The 19,252-nt window shown below is 36.3% G+C and carries 14 protein-coding genes; all 14 read right to left on the bottom strand.

Annotation, left to right across the window (positions count from 1 at the left end):
• Positions 1 to 268: 268 nt before the first annotated feature.
• The 14 genes from H6G25_RS07610 to H6G25_RS07545 all read right to left on the bottom strand — a co-directional run bounded on the left by H6G25_RS07610 (position 269) and on the right by H6G25_RS07545 (position 19,249).
• Positions 269 to 2,452 carry a polysaccharide biosynthesis tyrosine autokinase gene (locus tag H6G25_RS07610; RefSeq protein WP_190391960.1) on the bottom strand — a complete coding sequence of 728 codons (2,184 nt, stop codon included), beginning with the start codon at positions 2,450 to 2,452 and terminating at the stop codon, positions 269 to 271.
• A 21-nt stretch (positions 2,453 to 2,473) separates the two neighbouring features.
• A complete protein-coding gene (locus H6G25_RS07605) occupies positions 2,474 to 3,607 on the bottom strand; it encodes an aminotransferase class I/II-fold pyridoxal phosphate-dependent enzyme (protein WP_190391959.1) in 1,134 nt (377 codons plus the stop codon).
• 6 nt (positions 3,608 to 3,613) lie between these two features.
• The gene (locus H6G25_RS07600) at positions 3,614 to 5,152 is read right to left on the bottom strand and encodes an MBL fold metallo-hydrolase (RefSeq protein WP_190391958.1); all 1,539 of its coding nucleotides are present in this window, start codon (positions 5,150 to 5,152) and stop codon (positions 3,614 to 3,616) included.
• A 64-nt stretch (positions 5,153 to 5,216) separates the two neighbouring features.
• The gene (locus H6G25_RS07595) at positions 5,217 to 5,843 is read right to left on the bottom strand and encodes an acetyltransferase (protein WP_190391957.1); all 627 of its coding nucleotides are present in this window, start codon (positions 5,841 to 5,843) and stop codon (positions 5,217 to 5,219) included.
• Between the two features lie 12 nt (positions 5,844 to 5,855).
• Positions 5,856 to 6,908, bottom strand: coding sequence for a ketoacyl-ACP synthase III (locus tag H6G25_RS07590; RefSeq protein WP_190391956.1), 1,053 nt, complete (start codon positions 6,906 to 6,908; stop codon positions 5,856 to 5,858).
• Positions 6,905 to 8,266 carry a fatty acid--CoA ligase family protein gene (locus H6G25_RS07585; RefSeq protein ID WP_190391955.1) on the bottom strand — a complete coding sequence of 454 codons (1,362 nt, stop codon included), beginning with the start codon at positions 8,264 to 8,266 and terminating at the stop codon, positions 6,905 to 6,907. Before H6G25_RS07585 ends, H6G25_RS07590 begins: the two co-directional genes overlap by 4 nt.
• Positions 8,263 to 8,988: an SDR family oxidoreductase gene (locus H6G25_RS07580; protein WP_190391954.1), complete on the bottom strand. Its 726-nt coding sequence runs from the start codon at positions 8,986 to 8,988 to the stop codon at positions 8,263 to 8,265. The genes H6G25_RS07585 and H6G25_RS07580 overlap by 4 nt, the downstream gene beginning before the upstream one ends.
• A 9-nt stretch (positions 8,989 to 8,997) precedes the next feature.
• On the bottom strand, positions 8,998 to 9,297 hold the full coding sequence (locus H6G25_RS07575) for a hypothetical protein (protein WP_190391953.1): 300 nt from the start codon (positions 9,295 to 9,297) through the stop codon (positions 8,998 to 9,000).
• Between the two features lie 23 nt (positions 9,298 to 9,320).
• Complete coding sequence (locus tag H6G25_RS07570) at positions 9,321 to 9,575, bottom strand: phosphopantetheine-binding protein (RefSeq protein WP_190391952.1); 255 nt, start codon at positions 9,573 to 9,575, stop codon at positions 9,321 to 9,323.
• Positions 9,576 to 9,893: 318 nt separating this feature from the next.
• A complete protein-coding gene (locus H6G25_RS07565) occupies positions 9,894 to 14,633 on the bottom strand; it encodes a MupA/Atu3671 family FMN-dependent luciferase-like monooxygenase (RefSeq protein ID WP_190391951.1) in 4,740 nt (1,579 codons plus the stop codon).
• Between the two features lie 15 nt (positions 14,634 to 14,648).
• Complete coding sequence (locus tag H6G25_RS07560; RefSeq protein ID WP_190391950.1) at positions 14,649 to 15,305, bottom strand: acetyltransferase; 657 nt, start codon at positions 15,303 to 15,305, stop codon at positions 14,649 to 14,651.
• A gap of 98 nt (positions 15,306 to 15,403) precedes the next feature.
• Positions 15,404 to 16,060, bottom strand: a complete 657-nt coding sequence (locus H6G25_RS07555) for a sugar transferase (RefSeq protein ID WP_190391949.1) — start codon at positions 16,058 to 16,060, stop codon at positions 15,404 to 15,406.
• A 162-nt stretch (positions 16,061 to 16,222) separates the two neighbouring features.
• The gene (locus H6G25_RS07550) at positions 16,223 to 18,070 is read right to left on the bottom strand and encodes an FN3 associated domain-containing protein (protein WP_190391948.1); all 1,848 of its coding nucleotides are present in this window, start codon (positions 18,068 to 18,070) and stop codon (positions 16,223 to 16,225) included.
• A gap of 33 nt (positions 18,071 to 18,103) precedes the next feature.
• Positions 18,104 to 19,249 carry a glycosyltransferase family 4 protein gene (locus H6G25_RS07545; RefSeq protein WP_190391947.1) on the bottom strand — a complete coding sequence of 382 codons (1,146 nt, stop codon included), beginning with the start codon at positions 19,247 to 19,249 and terminating at the stop codon, positions 18,104 to 18,106.
• Between the last annotated feature and the right edge of the window lie 3 nt (positions 19,250 to 19,252).

Genomic DNA, 19,252 nt, shown 5'->3' with positions numbered 1-19,252 from the left:
ACGCATAGTATTTGATGTTGATAGAAAGAATAAAAAATAATTTTCTCAACACAAGTATAAGCAGAAAGCATATCCCCGACTCCTTCCAGAACAGGAGCGACGCAACTGTGGCAAAAAATTATAATTTTTCCTTTGTAGTCAGGGATTTAGCCTTGATTTTGTTCGCGTCTAGAAAAGAGGACTCAAGTCCTGACTACGGGGAAAAGGGGAAAAGAGGACTCAAGTCCTCACTACATTAATCAATACTTATCAGTAAATCCTCACTAAACTAAATTTTTACAGTTTCTTGAGACTCTTGATTAATTGTTTGTGAATAGTCTTCTTTTTGGAAGTAGTAATAGCTATGGGGTTCATTTTTAACGATTACACCATTAACCACCTGTCCTAATACATTTTGGCCAGATTTTGCTAATAGTTCCCTAGCAAAAGCAGCATTAACAGAATCAACAACACCAGGACGAACTACTAATAAAACACCGTCGGCCATTTGTCCTAAAGTAACAGCATCAGCAGCTACATTTAAGGCTGGTGTATCAACAATTACACAATCATATTTATCGGAAAAATTCGCCATTAAAGCCGCCATTCTTTGAGAATCTAGAAGAGAGGCCGGACTAGGAGGAACTATGCCAGAAGTTAAGATATCTAAGTTAGGCATGACTTTTTTGATAGTAGCAGTGATTTCCTCTTCTTTAATAATTAAATTACTTAAACCTTGATTATTCATCAAGTCCCAGATTTTATGCTGGACTGGACTGTGCAAATCTCCATCTATTAGTAAAACTTGACGGCCCATTTGTGCCATTGCTGTGGCTAAATTTGCCGCTACTGTTGATTTACCTTCTTTGGGTACAGAACTGGTGATAACAATAACTTTTAGCTCCTTATCAGCGCTCATGAAATTGAGATTAGCCCTCAGCATTCGGTAGGCTTCGCTAATAGAAGAACGGGGAAAATCTCGTAGAATAATACTTTGATTATAGGGATCAATTTCTTCTTGTTTAGAGGATTTTTTCCACCTACTAGCTGTAGGAATAACTCCTAGTAAAGTCAAGTCTAGTAATTCTTTAGCTTCGTCAACAGTCTTGATAGATTTATCTTGAAGTTCTAAAATATATATAGTAATCAAGGCTGCCAATATACTCAGTAACGCAGAAGTTAGATAGGAAGCAAAGGCAGACAAATTAGGTTCATCAGGAATTTCTGCTTCGGATATCTTAGTGGCATTACCTAAATTTTGATTTTCGGCTATTCTGCTTTCTTGCAGCTTTTGAAGTAACAGAGAATAGGTAGATTGTGCTGCTTGTAGTTTACGATCTAACTGACGCTGTTGTTCTTCTAGTTTGGGTAAATTATTCAATCTTTTTTTATAAGCAAATTGTAACTTTAACAAAGAATTAACTTGACTCGTTAAACCTAGACGATTAGATTCTAATTCTACAAGTTTACCAGACAGTTGTTGTTGCAATGTACTCAGTTGTAAGTTGCCTTCTGTTTGTAGTTTATTTTTACCTAATGCTTGGGCTATTCTCGTATTAATAACCCTATTTAAAGATATAATTTTATCTTGCAAATCTATAATTTCTGGATGATTTTCCTCCAAAATTGTTTGCCTATTTGCTAATTTTGATTGTAGCTGTTGGATTTCCTTAAGAATATCTTGTATTCCAGAAATTTGACTAATAGAAGTCATTAATAATGCCTGATCTGGAGTCATTCCCAGTTGTTGACTAATTACTTGAGATTGGGATTCAATATTAGCTAATTGAGACTGAGTATCGTTAATTTTCAATTGCAAATCAGTCATTATTTCTACTGCTTTAGTGGCTTCTTCCTGTAAAGAAATAATCCTATTTCTCTCTTTAAAACCTGCTAATTCAGATTCAGCGCGACGCATAACTAATTCAGCTTTTGGTAGTTGTCTTTCTATGAATTTACGAGCAGCGGCTGCTTCGGCTCTGCGTGAAGATAAATTCTGCTCCAAATAAACTTTCATTAGCTCATTTACAACTTGAGCAGCAGTTTTTGGGTTAGTATCTGCGTAGGTAATTTGGAGAACATCAGCGCCTTTAACTTCTTTGATAGTCAGGTTTTTGAGAAATAGCTTAGTTTTTAAAGCCAGTCCTTTATCATCTTTGAGTTCTAAGCGGTTAATAGTTGTGCCTATTACTGGAAAAGAACGTATTATTTCTACCTCTGTGTTCATGGGATTACTTTGTTCCATGAGAGGAACTAATTTACCTATTTCTGTTCCTAGTCCTGTCATGGAAGAAGTAGAATTATTTCTTTGAAAACGCAACTTACCTTCTGCCACATAAAGAGGTTTTTTCAAAGATGTTGCTAACTGTGATACACCAAAAACAACAATACTAATAGATAAAGTTGCTAACCAACGACGTTTGAGAATTGTCCAATATTTTGCCGGTGATATAGAAGATTCTTGTAGTTCCATAATCATTAAATTTGGGTATTTTTAAGTTGTCGAGTAAATAGCCTTGATAACAGAAATTACTCTTTCTAAATCTTCGTCTGTTAGATTAGAACCAGAAGGTAAACAAAGACCGCGCATAAATAAATCTTCCCCAACTTCACCACCAATACATTCACATTCAGAAAACACAGGTTGGAGGTGTAATGGTTTCCAGACAGGACGAGCTTCAATTTGTTCTTTAGCAAGTTGAAGACGAATATATTCTCGATCTGCACCAAAAGCCTCGGTCGCAACTGTTAAAGCCGTTAACCAGCGTGTGGAATGTCCAAAATTAGCTTCGGGCATAAATTCGATTCCTGGTAAATCTCCCAAAGCAGATTGATAAATTTCAAAATTGCGTCGTCTCGCTGCTACTCTTTCATTTAAAACTTGTAATTGACCACGACCGATACCTGCTAAAACATTACTCAGACGATAGTTATAACCGATTTCTGAATGTTGATAATGGGGTGCAGGATCACGGGCTTGAGTTGCTAGAAATTTGGCTTTCATAACTAATTGATCATCATCAGAAACTAACATTCCTCCACCAGAAGTAGTGATGATTTTATTACCATTGAAGGAATAAATACCAATTCGCCCAAAAGTACCAGGACAAAGTCCTTTGTAGGTAGCACCTAAAGCCTCGGCTGCATCTTCAATTAGGGGAATATTATATTGATCACAAACTTGGAGAATAGGTTCAATATCTGCACTTTGACCATACAAATGTACAAGGATAACTGCTTTTGGTAATTTACCAAAATAGGCACGTTTTTGTAAAGCTTCCTGCAACAATTCTGGGTTCATATTCCAGGAAATGCGATCGCTATCAATAAAAACTGGTTTTGCACCTAAGTAAATGATAGGATTAGCAGTAGCAGCAAAGGTTAAAGTAGAACAAAAAACCTCATCTCCTGACCCTACACCAACTAATTGTAAGGCTAAATGTAAAGCCGCAGTTCCCGAACTGACAGCAGCAGCATAACTAGCGCCAGTTATTTGACAAAATTCTTGTTCAAAAGCATCAACATGAGGACCAACTGGAGCAATCCAATTAGTATCAAATGCTTCTTTTACGAATGCTAATTCTTGAGATCCTATATGGGGAGTTGAGAGTAGAATTGGTTTATTCATATTCACCTAAATAGCGCGTTTGCTGCTGAGTAATTTAGATTTGCCATTCAGGCATTTTCCGGTATTTAAATCAAACTCGTAGTGATGACCTAGACAGCGCAGAATCCCTCCAGGTAAAACCTCTCCTACCTCCTGTAAGTCAAAACCTGCATGGGGACAATGGCGCTGTACCAAGTAATTATTTCCGTCGCAATGGATTGTAATTTGCTCTTGAAAATCCACTGAGTTTTCATAATCTTCTACAGCTTGCAAGGACTTAGAACAAGCAAATTTCAAGAGTCCTAAAAGATGGTCATTGTAGATATCTGGATTTCGCCATACCTGAAATCGTAAGGACAAAAAGAAGTCTTCCCAAGACAAAGAACCGTCTAACAAGGAAGGAAGCCATCTTGAGGCAAAACGGTATCCATAACTACATTCACCCATCTCTTCATATACCCCTTCTAAACCGGGTCGAAAATCAACCGCCCATTTCCCCCCTCCAGGTCCTGTGATATCAAAGCCAACTCGCATCTTGATTTTGCTGTTGAAGTAAGGACTCATTGCTAAAAGACGCTGGAAATAGTCGTAAAATGGTAAGTAAAGAGATGCGGTAGGTTGAGGGTAACGAGCCTTTAAAGCCAGAAGATTACCAGTTCTGGATTCAGCATAGTCTTGTACATAGGAGGTGCGATTGCTAAAGTGAAAATCATCCCAGATAGGATCGGCTGCTTTTTGATTTGTAGTCACATCAAAAGCATCACCTGGGAGCAAAATCATAGTATTTTTAATTCCCTCCTGCCCCAACCAGTCTACTACCTGCTGTTGATCTGGGAAAATTCCGGCTTCGATCTCTGCATTTGCCCAAGTCAGTTCTGAGTCAAGGAAACAGGGAGGACCAGCACAGGGCATAACTGTTACTGGTTCAACAATAGTAATCGCCCGTTCCATGTACTTAAATTTAGCTAGGCGCTTATTCTGAGAAAGTTCTCTTTTACGCTCTTCGGGGTACTCATAACAGATGGGATACCAAGAAGCCCCTGCTCCTTGCAATGCTAAGACATCAATTACTCCACCTACTTTGTTACGGATGCTGCTAAGTTGAGATCCTGACAAGCGAGCATCATTGAGATTAAGTAGAGTCTGCTCCTCAGCAACAATAACCACCGCCGAATCATGGTTCATTGGTGACTGTTCTGATACAAAGAAAATACTAATGCTCTCAGCTATTTCTATTGGTTGCCACTCAGGTAATTCGATAATTTCCCTTAAACCAGCAGCAGCAATTTTTCTCTTTAAGACTGGTGAGGGATAGTCAGGAATAATAACAGGTGTATTTGCTGGTATTTGGGACAAAAACCAAGGGTCAAGGTGATCTAAATGCTCATGAGAAATAGCGATGGCCGTTGGTTGCAGCAGTGCAGGGGTGATCAAATGTTGGTTAGCTGGGTACTGAAACCATGAACCCAAAAACGCCCCTTCGGGTGAAAACCAAGGATCAATTAGCACTTTAGCATTTTGAGTTTCTACTTGGAGGCCTGCATGACCGAGAGAAATAATTTTCATAGAGAATAGGGAATGTGTAGGGGTAATTATCCGTAGTTAAGCTGATCCTCTTTTACCTCTTGCGTCAATTTAAATTAGCTTCTCTAATCGCCCGAGCCGGCACACCTGCGACTATGCTGTTTGGCATCACATCTTTCATTGCTACTGAACCAGCACTGACAGTAGCCCAAGCACCAATTGTAACTTTTGGAAATACAATGCTTCCCAGCGCTAGAAATGCTCCCTCATTAGCTGTTGCACCACCGGCAAGGTGGGAGAGTGCTAGATGTACATAATCTTCGACGCAGCAGTCATGATCAACGCTAGATTTAGTATTAATAATTACGTGCGAGCCAATTCTAGAATAGGGCTGGACTATAGCACCAGCACAAACTACAGTACCTACGCCTAAATAAACTTCGGGGTGAACATAAGCATAGGGATGAATCACAGTTATCCAATTAAGATTCAGTTTTTCTACTAAATGCTTTCTTACCTCATTTTCACCTATACCAATGATTGCATGAGAAAAATCGTTATATTTAAGCTCGCCCAGTGGACCAACAACGGGAATACCAAAAATATGCTTTCCCCTCTTTTGCAGATCATCATCGTAAAAACCTACTACTTGATGTCCTGCGTCCATGAGCGTACTTGCTACTACTTTAGCATGACCTCCTGCTCCAATTACGACTACTCTTTGTTTCTTCATAACATTGTGAAATTATAGGGAAGTGACAATTAGATCTTCTACTTCAATAATGACGCTACTCAAAGATAAACCTACTCCAAACCCAGTTAAACACAGCCGACCACTAATTTTATTTATGCCTTGATTTAAGGCATAACGACTAATAGCAATGGGGATAGATGCACTACTAGTATTACCTATTCCTTCTACACAAATAGGAACTTTTTCTTCAGCAAGCTTTAATTTCTTACGGATATAATCAACCATAAATTTATTAGCTTGGTGAAACACAAATAAATCAATATCTTCATGGCTTAAATTACAATTTTCTAAAGCTAAGTTAACAAGTTCAGGAACTTCTTTAATTGAAAATGAGAAAACAGCAGCACCATCCATAATTAAATCATTTTCACTTCTATAGCTACCATCTTCTTGGATTTTGACAATTTTTGTATGTTCTGTAGTTGGTGTTTTCATACCACCAGCAGGAACTATTAACTTATTATAATCACTAGCAATAGTTCGCCAGCAAGCTGTTAGTCCTTTCCCTTTTTCATCAAATTCTAAAAGACAAGCAGCCGCTCCATCACCAAATAACAACCTCTCGGTTTTATCTTGAGGATTGACTAGCTTTGTAAGTGTATCTCCAACCACAAGTAATCCACATTTAATATCACCATTACTAATTAATTTTCCCAGGACAATTAGACCATGGGTAAATCCGGCACAACCAGCATTTATATCAAGAGTTAAAACACTTGTTTTTAGTCCTAATTGATGAGATAAAAGAAAAGAATTTCCAGGAATTAAATAGTCTGGAGTTTGGGTAATACACACCAGACAATCTATATTCTTCTTGCTAATATTTGTAGTTTTTAAAAGGTTTTCTATAGCTTGGGACATCAGATTAAAAGCTGTAATTCCCTCATCCGCAACCTTTCTACTGTAAATACCAATTGTTTGACTAACTCTTTTTATATCTTCATCATCTAACACATCTGATAATTGATGATTAAATTCAGTTTTTTCAGGTAAAGCGATCGCAATTCCTCGCATACTGATATGAGGAATACTTGTTTTATTCATAGCATTTCCTTAACTTGAGAACGAATTTTTTTGTAGCGATGATTGTGATGTTCACTAGAGTGTAAATAAACCTTAACTGGAATTTTATAACTTTGTAATTTTTCTTGACAATAGGATTGAATCAGTTGTCTCATTTTCCGTGCGTCAATTGATAAATCTGTGGGTTTAACTACAGCAACAACTATATTTCCCGTAATTGCATTCGCTTCACCAAAAACTGTTACTTGATCAATTTCCGGCATTTGGATTAAAATATTCTCTATTTCTTGGGGAAAGACTTTTAAACCACCGACAATAATCATTTCTGATTGACGACCAAGTATTTTAAAATAATCCCCTTTTGTTTCTACCACGTCTCCTGTATTTAACCAACCTTGATCATCATAAGGATAGGGAGCATTCAAATAACTAACCATAGCTGAATTAGTTTTTATCCAGAGGATATTATCTACTATTTTCACTTGGTAATCTTCCCCACCTAACTTAACCCATTTACTTTCAGAACTTTCACTTTTAGTGGGTAATATTCCTAATTCTGATAGTCCATAAGTCTGTTTTAAACTTACCCCAGGAAAAGCATTAGCTAAAGCCAGTAATGTATTTTCTGGCATTACTTCTGTGCCATAACTAATAATTTTTAAAGAACTTAAATCATAATTTTCATAAGACTCTGACATCAAAAGTAAATTCAGAAAAGTTGGAGAGACTGGCAATAATTCTATATGACAACTTTCAATTAATTGACAGATATTTTCTGGTTTTCTATCATCCGTTAATACTGTTATTCCTCCATTAGATAATTGATATAATAGAGTGTTGATTCCTCCAATATGATCCAGAGATAAAAATGCTAAAGTATTGAGAGTTTTTCTGCCATGATTATATTTTGATAATAATTTATCACAATCATGAAGCATTCCTTTGGGTGTACCGGTAGAACCAGAAGAAAATAAAACAATTCCCGCAGATTCCCCTTTAATGAATTGAGATAAAGTAGTATTATCTACAATAGTTTTTAAATCTTGAATTACTAACTTTTCTTGTTTATCAATTGACAGAATATACCGAAGATTAGCGATATCAAAATATCTTTTTTGTTCTTGCTGATTAATTACACCTAAAGGGACTAATATATTTTTTAGCCGCATGAGTGCGAAGAATAAGGCTATAATTTCCGGGGAATAATCTCCTTGAAAACCAACAACAGATTTTTCTATACCTTCCTCCGACAAAATATAAGACCAGTATTCTATTCGTTCTAAAATCCAGTTGTAACTATAATTTCGATTATTCAAGATTAAAGCAGTTTTATGATCATAATCTGCAAAATAGGAGAAAAATCTCTCAAGATTATTCATGAAACACCTCCCAGATAAATAACTTGTCCTGTAATATATTGACTAGCTTCACTAGCAAAAAAATCAATCACATTTTCCACATCTTTAAATTCTCCTAAACGACTTAAAGGCATTTTATTAACAAGATTTTGGATTTTTTCTGGAGATACTTTGGCAATCAAATCTGTCATAATTGGTGAAGGTCCAATGACGTTAACTGTGATGCCAAATCTAGCAACTTCTCTGGCAAAAATCTGAGAAAATTCTTCAATAGCTGCTTTACTAGATGCGTAAATTGCCTCTCCTTCAATGTGCATAGGAACAGCAACAGAACTAAAGTTGATAATTCTGCCATAGTTTTTTTTCATCATCAACTTGGTGCTTTCCCGCGACATATTAAAAACACCAATTATATTGATATCAAGTATTTCTTTAGCAGTAGTTTCTGGCATCAACATAGAAGGATTCATTGATGCTATACCTGCATTATTAATCAGTATATCCAAATGATCAAACTTTTTTCTAATTTCTTGTATAACTCCTTTAACATCATTAATATTAGTTACATCTCCTCGATAATGATAGTATTGATTGTGTTGCAAAGATGATTCAGAACGAGCGAAACCACAAACAATAGCTTCTTGTTCTAAAAAATGTTTTGCTAAATGCAGTCCAATACCTTTAGTTGTGCCAGTAATTAAAACAATACGGTCTTGATAAAGACTATTCTGAAGATATTTCATGTTTGAAAATTAGATTAGATTACCTACTATATAATCTGTCAATGTCCTAATAGATAAAAATGGACTTTTACTCTGGGACATAGTATGCTCATTAGCTAAAGTAATATTCAGGTTAAATGTATCTGCAATATAATCTTCAATCAGAACAATAATATTGACAACGTGCATAGAATCAAAAGGCGAATTTCCTCCTAAAATTCTCGTTTCTTCATCTATTTTTTTTGGCAAGTTAATATTTGACTTATCTCCAACTTCTGCAAATGCCCTTTTGATGATTTTCATAACTTCTTCTCTCTTCATCTCTAACATTTTATTCTCCTTGATTATTAAAATTACTGATAACTAATTACTTGATTGTCATTTTTATAGACCAAATCAATGAGGTCTTTAATCGTTTTACTCTCGACTATAAGATTAACAGGAATAGATTTCTGAGCATAACTATCAATGATTGATATTACCGATAGTATAGCCACTGAGTCCCAGGCATCTCCTAAGTTTTTCAGCGCTGTTTCTTCTGTAAGTTCTGCACTATTTATTTCCATAGCTTCACCTAACATTTTTAGTATTTCTTGCCGATTTTTCATGTTTATACATCCTAAATTATATTTATTTACTAGTCTATCTAATAAGTAAAAATGAGCAGTTATTAATAACTATACTAAATCCGTTCAAATATTCTCGCCACTTTGGCACTATGTTGATAAATGAATATTGAGGAATATCGAGAATCAAAAAAAATAAGTTTGTCAATTCAGAAATTGTGATTTGAGATTTGAGATTTTAAAGGAATTGACCCACACCCCTTATTTTCACCTCTTATAAAAGCAGAAAAAATAATCTCCAAATCTCAAGTCTAAAATATTGAGGGTCTGCAATTATTCATCTATATTAATGGCAATAATTTATCTGGATATTCCTACCATCTCCACTTTTTCATGACGGGATTTATTGGCACAGATTTGACCCCAATGTTGTGAACTGGATTGATTCGCGGACTTAGCCATAATTTGCTCAGAAATGTCGAGTATAGTTGGAGCTTGAAACAAAGTAATCAAGGGTAAATCTACATTAAATACCGAACGAATTTCCCCAATTAATCTCACAGCAACTAGGGAATTACCTCCCAAATCAAAGAAACTATCTTGAGTTCCCACGGTGGAAATCTGAAGCACCTTTTGCCAAATTTCTATCAGAGCTTGTTCAACATGATTTTGGGGTATTATGGTGCTTACAGTATCCCCAGTCACAGGTGCTAACATGGGAGCAGGTAAGGCCTTGCGGTCAACTTTATGGTTGGGAGTCAGGGGAAACTTCTCCAGAACAACAAAGTTAGAAGGAATCATATACTCAGGTAAGTGGGAAAGCAAGTATTCTCTCATACTTGCATGACATTGGTTGTTGTCCTGGTTGGAAATATAGGCTACAAGTCGCTTATCCCCTGGGATATCTTCACGAACAATAATTACAGCTTCTTGTACTGCTTCATGTCGGCTTAAAATTGTCTCAATTTCTCCTAATTCAATCCGATGTCCGCGTATTTTTACTTGAAAATCTATGCGTCCTAAAAAGTCTAAAATACCATCTCTGCGGTAGCGAACTAAATCCCCAGTTCGGTATAAACGGGCGTTAGTGTCCCTACTGAAGGGATGGGGGATAAATCTTGACTGAGTTAATTCTGGTCTGTTTAAATACCCGCGCGTCACCCCTGCACCACCAATATATAGCTCACCAGCCATACCAACAGGCACAGGTTGTTGATTATTGTCCAGAACGTATAACTCAGTATTGGCAATGGGACGACCCAGGGGAACCACTCCATTGACTTGAGCTAAAGTATGGGTTGCAGACCAAACAGTGGTTTCTGTTGGACCATACATATTATGAATCTGTCCGGGAATTATCTGTCTAAGTTCCTTTGCTAAAGCTTCGGTAAAAGCCTCACCACCGATCATTAAATTAGATAACTGCGATAAAGCTTGGCGGTTGGGGGTGTCTGCAATCAGTAAACTAGCCATAGAAGGAGTACATTGCAGATGTGTCACTTGGTGACGCTTAATCAAATCGGCTACAGATTCAGTGGTAGGTTGAGAGGCGATTCGTGCTTTCAATTCATTCAGTAGCGGTAATTGAGATAGTACCGTATCCGTATCCACACCATAATCAATCAGACAGGCAATTTCGTTAACACCAATGGCTTTAATTCGATCTACCATCTGTACACAGGTATCCACTGTTCCAAATAAACTACTAGTTTCAAAGTAGCGTTCAAAGGAGAAATCTAGTACCTCATTCATATCTGGGTCAGATAAGTGAGATAGGTCAAACTGTCCCTTCTCATTGGTGGTTTTCTGCTTGAAGGTGGGGAAAGACCAGGCCGCAAGCTTGATTAAATCCAAGGAACTGGCCAAATATTGGCGCATTGGCTGCCGCACCAGTTCCTTCACTTTTTCCTTACTTTCCCCTACATAAGTATGTATCATCAAGCTGACAATTCCCTCGCCAGTATGTCCATTTTCTGTATAAGCTTGACGATAAATGGCAATTTTGGTCGCTAATTCCTCTAAACTTTGTCCCAGTAAGTGAGTTAAAATATTAAAACCCTTAGCTCCCGCCTCACGAAAAGTCTCTGGATTACCTGCGGCTGTGATCCAGATTGGCAGAGTCGCTTGAATGGGACGTGGTAGAGTTTGCACAAAACACCTTTCTCCCTTTCCGTTCGGAAGCTCAAGGCTTTCTCCCCGCCAAAGTGCCTGTACCTCCTCTATTTGCTCAAACATGATTTCCTTGCGGTTGGCAAATCTATCGGGATACAGCGCGAAATCGTTGGGTTGCCAACCAGCGGCAAAAGATATGCCTACTCGACCATTGGAGAGATTATCTACTAAAGACCAATCTTCCGCCAGACGAATTGTGTTATGTAGTGGAGAAACACAGCTACCAGCGCGGATGTGGATGTCTTTAGTGATGGTAGCGATCGCTGCACTACTGACCACTGGATTGGGGAATAAGCCACCAAAAGCGTGAAAATGACGTTCGGGAGTCCAAACTGCTTTAAACCCATGAGCATCGGCAAATTTAGCCCCTTCTAGCAGCAAACGATATTTTTCCCCCGCATCTTGATTTCTTTCATGGCTAGAAAAGTAGAAAAGACTAAAATCTATGGATTTAGAGCGATTTTGCCGTTTTAAACTTTGGGAAGTAGCAGGTTTCCGCTCTGCTTTGGGGTCATAAATTACTACTTTAAATCCCCGTGCTAGAGTCCAGAAGAGTTCCAAAACTGAAATATCAAAAGACAAACTGGTTACAGCTAACCATACTCCTGGTGGTTCATGGTTAATTACCCCATCCATTCCTGTGAAAAAATTAAGCACATTTCTATGTTCTACCATCACACCCTTGGGTTTTCCCGTAGAGCCAGAGGTGTAGATGACATAACTGAGGTTTTCTGGTTTAACTTCTGTATGGGGATTTGTCGTCGGTTGTTGGCTAATTTCTGCCCTGATTGCATCAATGGGAATAATCCTCAGATTCCCCATTTCCCGCGTGGGGTAATCTTCTCTGGTTGCTGCTAAATTGGTTAAGATAACGGGCGCTTGGGAATCTTCTACCATGAAAGCCAAACGCTCTTGAGGAAAATCAGGGTCTAGGGGAAGATAAGCCCCTCCAGCTTTGTGAATTGCTAATAAGCCGATGATCATTTCTAGCGATCGCTCCATCAGCAAACCCACCAACACATCCGGTCCAACTCCCTGTAAAATTAAGTAATGCGCTAGTTGGTTAGCTTGTGTGTTTAATTCCCGATAAGTTAATTGTTGTTCTTGAAAAACCACAGCAATAGCATCAGGAGTCCGCTCTACTTGTTGGGCAAATAAATCATGAATACATTTATCTGCCGCGAAAGGTTGTGCAGTCTGATTCCATGCTTCTAAAATCTGCTGTTGTTGGCTGAGGCTAAGAATTGGTAACTTATCTAAAGATTGATCAGGATGTTCTAAACAAGCAGAGATAAAAACCTCAAGTTGTTGGACAATTTCCCTAGAGTCTGTATCACTCAATTCCCCCTTATGTACCAACTCACTGTCACTCCCATCCTCATAAGCCACAAAGGCCATAGAAGCATTCATAAAATCCCAGTCAGCCAAATCTTTTAAAGCATCGGGAGTAGGAACAGATGCGATCGCTACAGGAAAGATTTTTGGCGACCACGGGGAGTTATTTCTAGAAAAAAGATTCCGCCCGTATTCCGTATCATGTAATTCAGGATAACGTCCTAATAGCGTATGTCTAAAACTACCTAAATTATTTATATAATCTAAATCCGCTGATAATCGCCCTTGAAAATCTCTAAAAGACTCTTCCTTTTCAAAATTCACACGCAAAGGAACTATTTGCGAAAACAATTCAGGAGCAACACCGCGCTGAGATTCCGTTTGTAGTCCTAAATCAAATTCCCCACTTGATTCTGCGGCTAATCGCACACAATAAGCTGCAAACATCACCAATAGATTTTTTGGTTCTACAGGTACATTGGACAAAATCCGATAACGTTGCAGTTGGGGAGATGAAAACTCTGGTAATTGATGGGATATTTCTCGCCCTAAATAGGGATGTTGAAAAGGTGTAAACTTTGTTAATCTTTCAACCCAAATTTGTTCATAACGGGATAAAGCAATATTTCGCTGACTAATTGCCTTTTTGGTTTCTGCATTAATTACGGGTAAAACATCACCAACCCGCACACCATAATATTGTTGCAATTCTTGAGGGGAAATATCTTTTCCATTTAATGTTTTTAAATTACCAAATTGCACCGCCCCGTCTATAGTAGCAATACTAATTCCTTCCGCATTTAAAATCAGAACTTGCCCAGGCGTTCCATGTTCAGATATGATTGGCCGCGCAGAACCGACGACGACAACCCCTCCTGGTAGCCAGATTTTAGGTTGACCTAATTCATTCCGATAACCTGCCTGGCCTAGCCATACCGGACCAAAATCCAAGGCTCTAACTAAATTGCAAATATCCTTACTGCTGACATCATAAGATATTAGAGAAACCGGACGATGTTCATAACCAAAATAAGTTCGTTGGGATAAATCCTGGGGTATTGGTTCAACATTACCAGCGATTAATTCTTCTGTCAGTTCATCAAAAGAAGCGATCGCAGCATCAAAGCAACTAATATTTAAAGTAAAGGCTGTATCATCTGGGCGAATTGGCACTATTTTTTGTTTAAAAATAGGACCAGCATCAATTTGGGGAACGACTTGATGCCAAGTGACGGCGTGTTCGGTCTCACCGTTGAGTAATGCCCAGGAAGTTGCGTATAAACCAGCGTATTTTGGTAGTGGGGCATCATGATAATTAATGGTCGCTTTTTTCGCTCTAGCAATTACATTTTTGGGAATAATCCATTGAACATTATTAATACTAAAAAGATAGTCATATTCAACGCTCAAAAGTCTTTTGTGAAAAAGATTGCGAGAACTTATGTATTCAATTCCATGACTTTCACACCATGCTTGTAATGAATTATCCGGCGAATATACTCCTAATAATTGGCAATTTTTGAGTAATAAAAGTTCTAAACAATTGATAGATAGAGTCCCATTACCAACAACAAAACAGGAAAAATCAATCATAAATTATTTTCTCCTTTAAATATGGATAAGATTGCTAGGAACTTGAAATTTTGGAGTTTCTCCTGGGGAGTAAACTGCTTGATCTTCCGTATTGGTAAGAATTATTGACCCGGCACCAATAATATTTTCTTTGCCAATATTTATGGCATTTCTAATAGTAGCATTCATGCCAATAAAACTGTATTCTCCTACAACTACTCTTCCACCAAAGACAACATGAGAAGCAATGAAACAATGATTATTAATTATCGAATGATGTCCAATATGATTACCACCCGCAAGAATACAATTATCACCAATAGTCACTTGAGGTTCTATGATACTTTTTTCTAAAATCAAACAGTTTTCACCTACAGATATATTATGATAATCAGCCTTAGAACTGATATAGGAAATGAAACCATATCCTCTATTTTTGGCATTATAATATTTTTCTGCCCGTAGCTTGTTCAATCTTTCATAACCGAGAGGAATAAACAACTTGTATTCAGTTGGTGGATAATATTTTTCAAGTTTTTCATAAGCCACAACTGGTAAATCATGGAAACTTTCTGATTGAATATGAGATTCATCAACGGTAAACGCAATTAATTGATAATCTGAATCATGCTGGAGATAAAAGTAAATAGTTTCTGCGAAAAAACTGTTACCAAAAATAACAACTTTGTCCATAAAATTCCCATCCTTGAGTTGATATCTATAAGACTTACGGAAATTTCACATCAAGATATGATCTCATGTTTGTAATCAGGGCTTTAGCCCTGATTTATTTATTCCTGACCTTTAAAATCCGGCGCAGTTGCATATCCTTCCTGACTGATATTTTCACGCTTCAGGACTTTCCAAAATGTTAATAGAAGAATTTTCAAATCTAGCCAAAGATTCCAATTGTCAATATACCAAATATCCAAGTTAAATTTTGTTTCCCAGCTAATAGCATTACGACCATTAATTTGAGCTAGTCCTGTAATTCCTGGTAAAACATCGTGACGACGAGCTTGTTCAGGAGTATAAAGTTCAAGATATTGCACACGCAAAGGACGTGGACCCACAAAACTCATATCACCCTTAAAAACATTCCACAATTGAGGAAGTTCGTCTAAGCTGGTTTTGCGGATAAAATCACCAAAGGATGTTAAGCGTTTTTCGTCAGGTAATAAATTACCTTTTGCGTCCTTTTCGTTAGTCATGGTGCGGAATTTATAGAAATTAAAAATCCGAGCATTTTTACCTGGACGGGGTTGGATAAATAAAACTGGACTCCCCATACGCAAATAAATAGCACCTGCTACAATTATCAGAATAGGAAAAAGAAAAATTATGCCGATAAAAGCGACAAATCTATCTAATACTAATTTGATAAATCTGCTAATCCATCTTAGGTAAGATTGATTATAATTCCTAGTTTGTGATTCGCTATTTCTCATGTTTTTCTACTCTGTTAATCTTAATAAATCCTGATATGGCTTACGCTACGCTATCAGATATTTATATTATTCTTTGCGTCTTTGCACCTGTGCGCGAAACAAAACCCTTATTAAAAATATAGCGAAAATACAAAAGATAATATAGCCATATTGTCAATAGCTTTAATCATTATCTTTAATTGTATAAGTATATAAATTTTTATTTCCTAACTTGGCATTAATTGGTTGATAAAGCTTAATTTTAATAGTCTCATTATTTTCTTTTTGATCATCATTAATAATTGGTATTGGTAAATATTTGTACTGTTCTCCAGCTTTAAATGTCAACTGACCATTTCCTAATTTATAATCTATACCATCATTCTTAGCTGTACCCCCTATAACTGAATAATTAACAGTTACTGTTTTCCCACTCATGTAATTTAGTTTTACTAAAGGATAATCCATATTTAAAAATTCACTTCCACTGGCTGCACTTACATTAAATTCAACTTGCGGTAATTTATTGGTCATACTATAATAAGTATTTGATGTCCAACTTGTAGAACCATTAGGACTAAACACTTTAGCTTTTACCATAGCACTTTTAGTTAGTTTAATCGGACTAGTATAAATTGGAGAATTTTGATTTGGTTCGCTATTATCAATAGTATATCTAATAGTTGCATTAGGTATTTTACTCTCGATATTAACAAGAACTTCACCGGTGATTATTCCGTCTTTAACCGGACTAATAACAGGTTTTTCGGCTTTGAATTGTGGACTAAAAACTACATATTTGGCTGTTTTATCTTGAATGACAATGCTTGTTACTAAACGACGATCTTCATCAAAATATTTCTGTCCTGATTTTAATTTTATGGTTTGCGTTTTTCCCGTGAGATTAAAATATATAATTCCTCCTTCATAAGTTCTTGAATAAAGACGATATCCTTTACTTTTATTTATTTCCTGTTGGTCTGTTGCTGAAGAAGTTGGATTACCCAAAGCATTTTTAATTTCTATATATCGTTTTGGATCAATCTCTTGACTTTGATCATTATCCATACTTAAAAACCGATTTTCTCCACCAAAAATTAAATATCCAAGGTACATATCATGAATAAGTTCATCTCGGTCGTGTGTATGAGGTTGATAAATTTGTACTTTGTTGGTTGCAAAATTTTTCATTCGCAAATAAATCTGATAAATTTTATCTCTAGAATAATTTCCATCTTGATTATATATCTCACCAAGAAAATCTTCTAAAATAACTCCATCTGTATTCGCAAATATTTGATTATACTGAGTTTCATCAGCAATACTCCCCTCATTACAAATAATTTTAATATCTGGTGCTAATTCTTTAATTCGTTTGAAAAAATGCTTGACAGATTGCAAAAACTCTTGATTATTTTGGGGAAATGGTTTCTCCCATTTAACGTTATTTATAAAATTATTTTTTTCATCAAATACACCATATAAATTGTAATTAAAAGCGCAGTTATCCAATCCTAACCAAATATTTTGATAGGAATTTTTTTGTAGTTTATTACGGACATATTTTTTAATAAAGAAATTTATATAACGTTCATCAGTAAAATTCACACCTTGGGCTTTTTCTTTTGACAACCATTCAAAAATTACAGGTTTTTTTTGATTTTTATACTTAGCAGTAATCCATAATGGTGGATGATTTTGATTTAATTCGTCAGTTTCATATTCCTTTAATTCAGCATAGGGAAAATAAGCATATTTATTTTCATCCTGAGAATGAAAGTGTTGAAAACGACCCTGAATTCCTCTAATAGCTTCTTGATTCATGGCTTCAAAACTATCATAATGAGCTAATCCTATATAAGCTCCAACTTTTGACCACTGATCATTATAAGGAAATACATAGTAAAATCCTCTTTCGTTATTAATAACTTTTCTTGTTGCTAATGCAGATAAGTTTTGTGGAAATACTCCATTTTGGAAAACTATAAAAATGCAGATAAAAAGAGCTAATAATACCGGATATTTGTTCATAATTATTGCGGATTTTTTAATGTTTGTGAATCACTATAGATCGAGTTTTTGAACTTGAGTGTATAAAGCTGTGTGCATTTTAATAATTTGGTTTATGTCATAATCAGCTATTTTTTCTCGTCCTTTTTTACTGATAATTCTCGCTTTTTCTGGATGATCTAATATCCATGTCATGGCTTTTGTTATTCCCTCTATATCACTCACTTCTACAAGTAAACCACACCCATTTTCTAATAAGTCTCTAGTTCCGCGAATATTTGTACCAATTACTGGAGTTTCTAAGGACATAGCTTCCATTACACATCTGGGTAAACCTTCTTGCTCGGAAACTAAAATTGTGGCTGCTGCGGTACGCATTAAAATAGGAATATCCCGACGTATTCCTAAAAATCGGACTTGATTTTGAATATTTAATTTAATTGCTAACTGCTGCATTTCCTCCATTAATACTCCGTCTCCAGCAAAAACTAAACAGGTTTCAGGTCTGTTTAAATTACAGTAGGCTTTTAAGATATCTGACAATCTTTTTCGGGGAATAAATTCAGCTACTGATAACAGCAATTTAGTGTTTGCTGTTAGTCCTAATTCTTGACGTAATTTCTCAATATCTTCTAAAGAGATAGAATCAGCTTTGTAATATTGCAAATTTACGCCAATTCCTGGCATATAATTAAGCCGTTCTGATGAGACAAGTTTGTATTTTTGAGCGGCTGCTTGATCTTCACGATTAATTACTACTAAATAGTCCGTCCAATAGCCAGCTAATTTTTCTAAAAATAGGAATAAAGCATTTTTCAAAGCTTTACCTCCTTCGTAGAAATGAAAACCATGGGCTGTATAAATGACTTTTGTATTAAGTTGCTTTTTCAGGTTTTTTAAAGCATAGCGAGTCACGAAAGCTGCTACTGGTGTGTGAACATGAACTATATCATATTTCTCTTTTTCAACTATTTTCTGAATCATCTGAGGAGCAGCTATTAAATTCAATGGATTTAGGGGATTTCTTGACCATTCTATATCCCAGACTTGATCAAATGCGGCTAAACATTGAGCGTTTACACTGATTCCCCGCGCCATTGCATCTACTTTGCAACCATGAGACCGGAAATGTTCGACAAAAGGTAAAAGAAAGGCATTAATAGTGCTAGGAATTGTTGTTACTATTAAAATTTTATTCATTTT

The sequence above is a fragment of the Dolichospermum sp. FACHB-1091 genome (genome assembly GCF_014697585.1).
GTDB lineage: Bacteria > Cyanobacteriota > Cyanobacteriia > Cyanobacteriales > Nostocaceae > Dolichospermum.
This window is presented reverse-complemented; position numbering and strand designations above follow the sequence as displayed.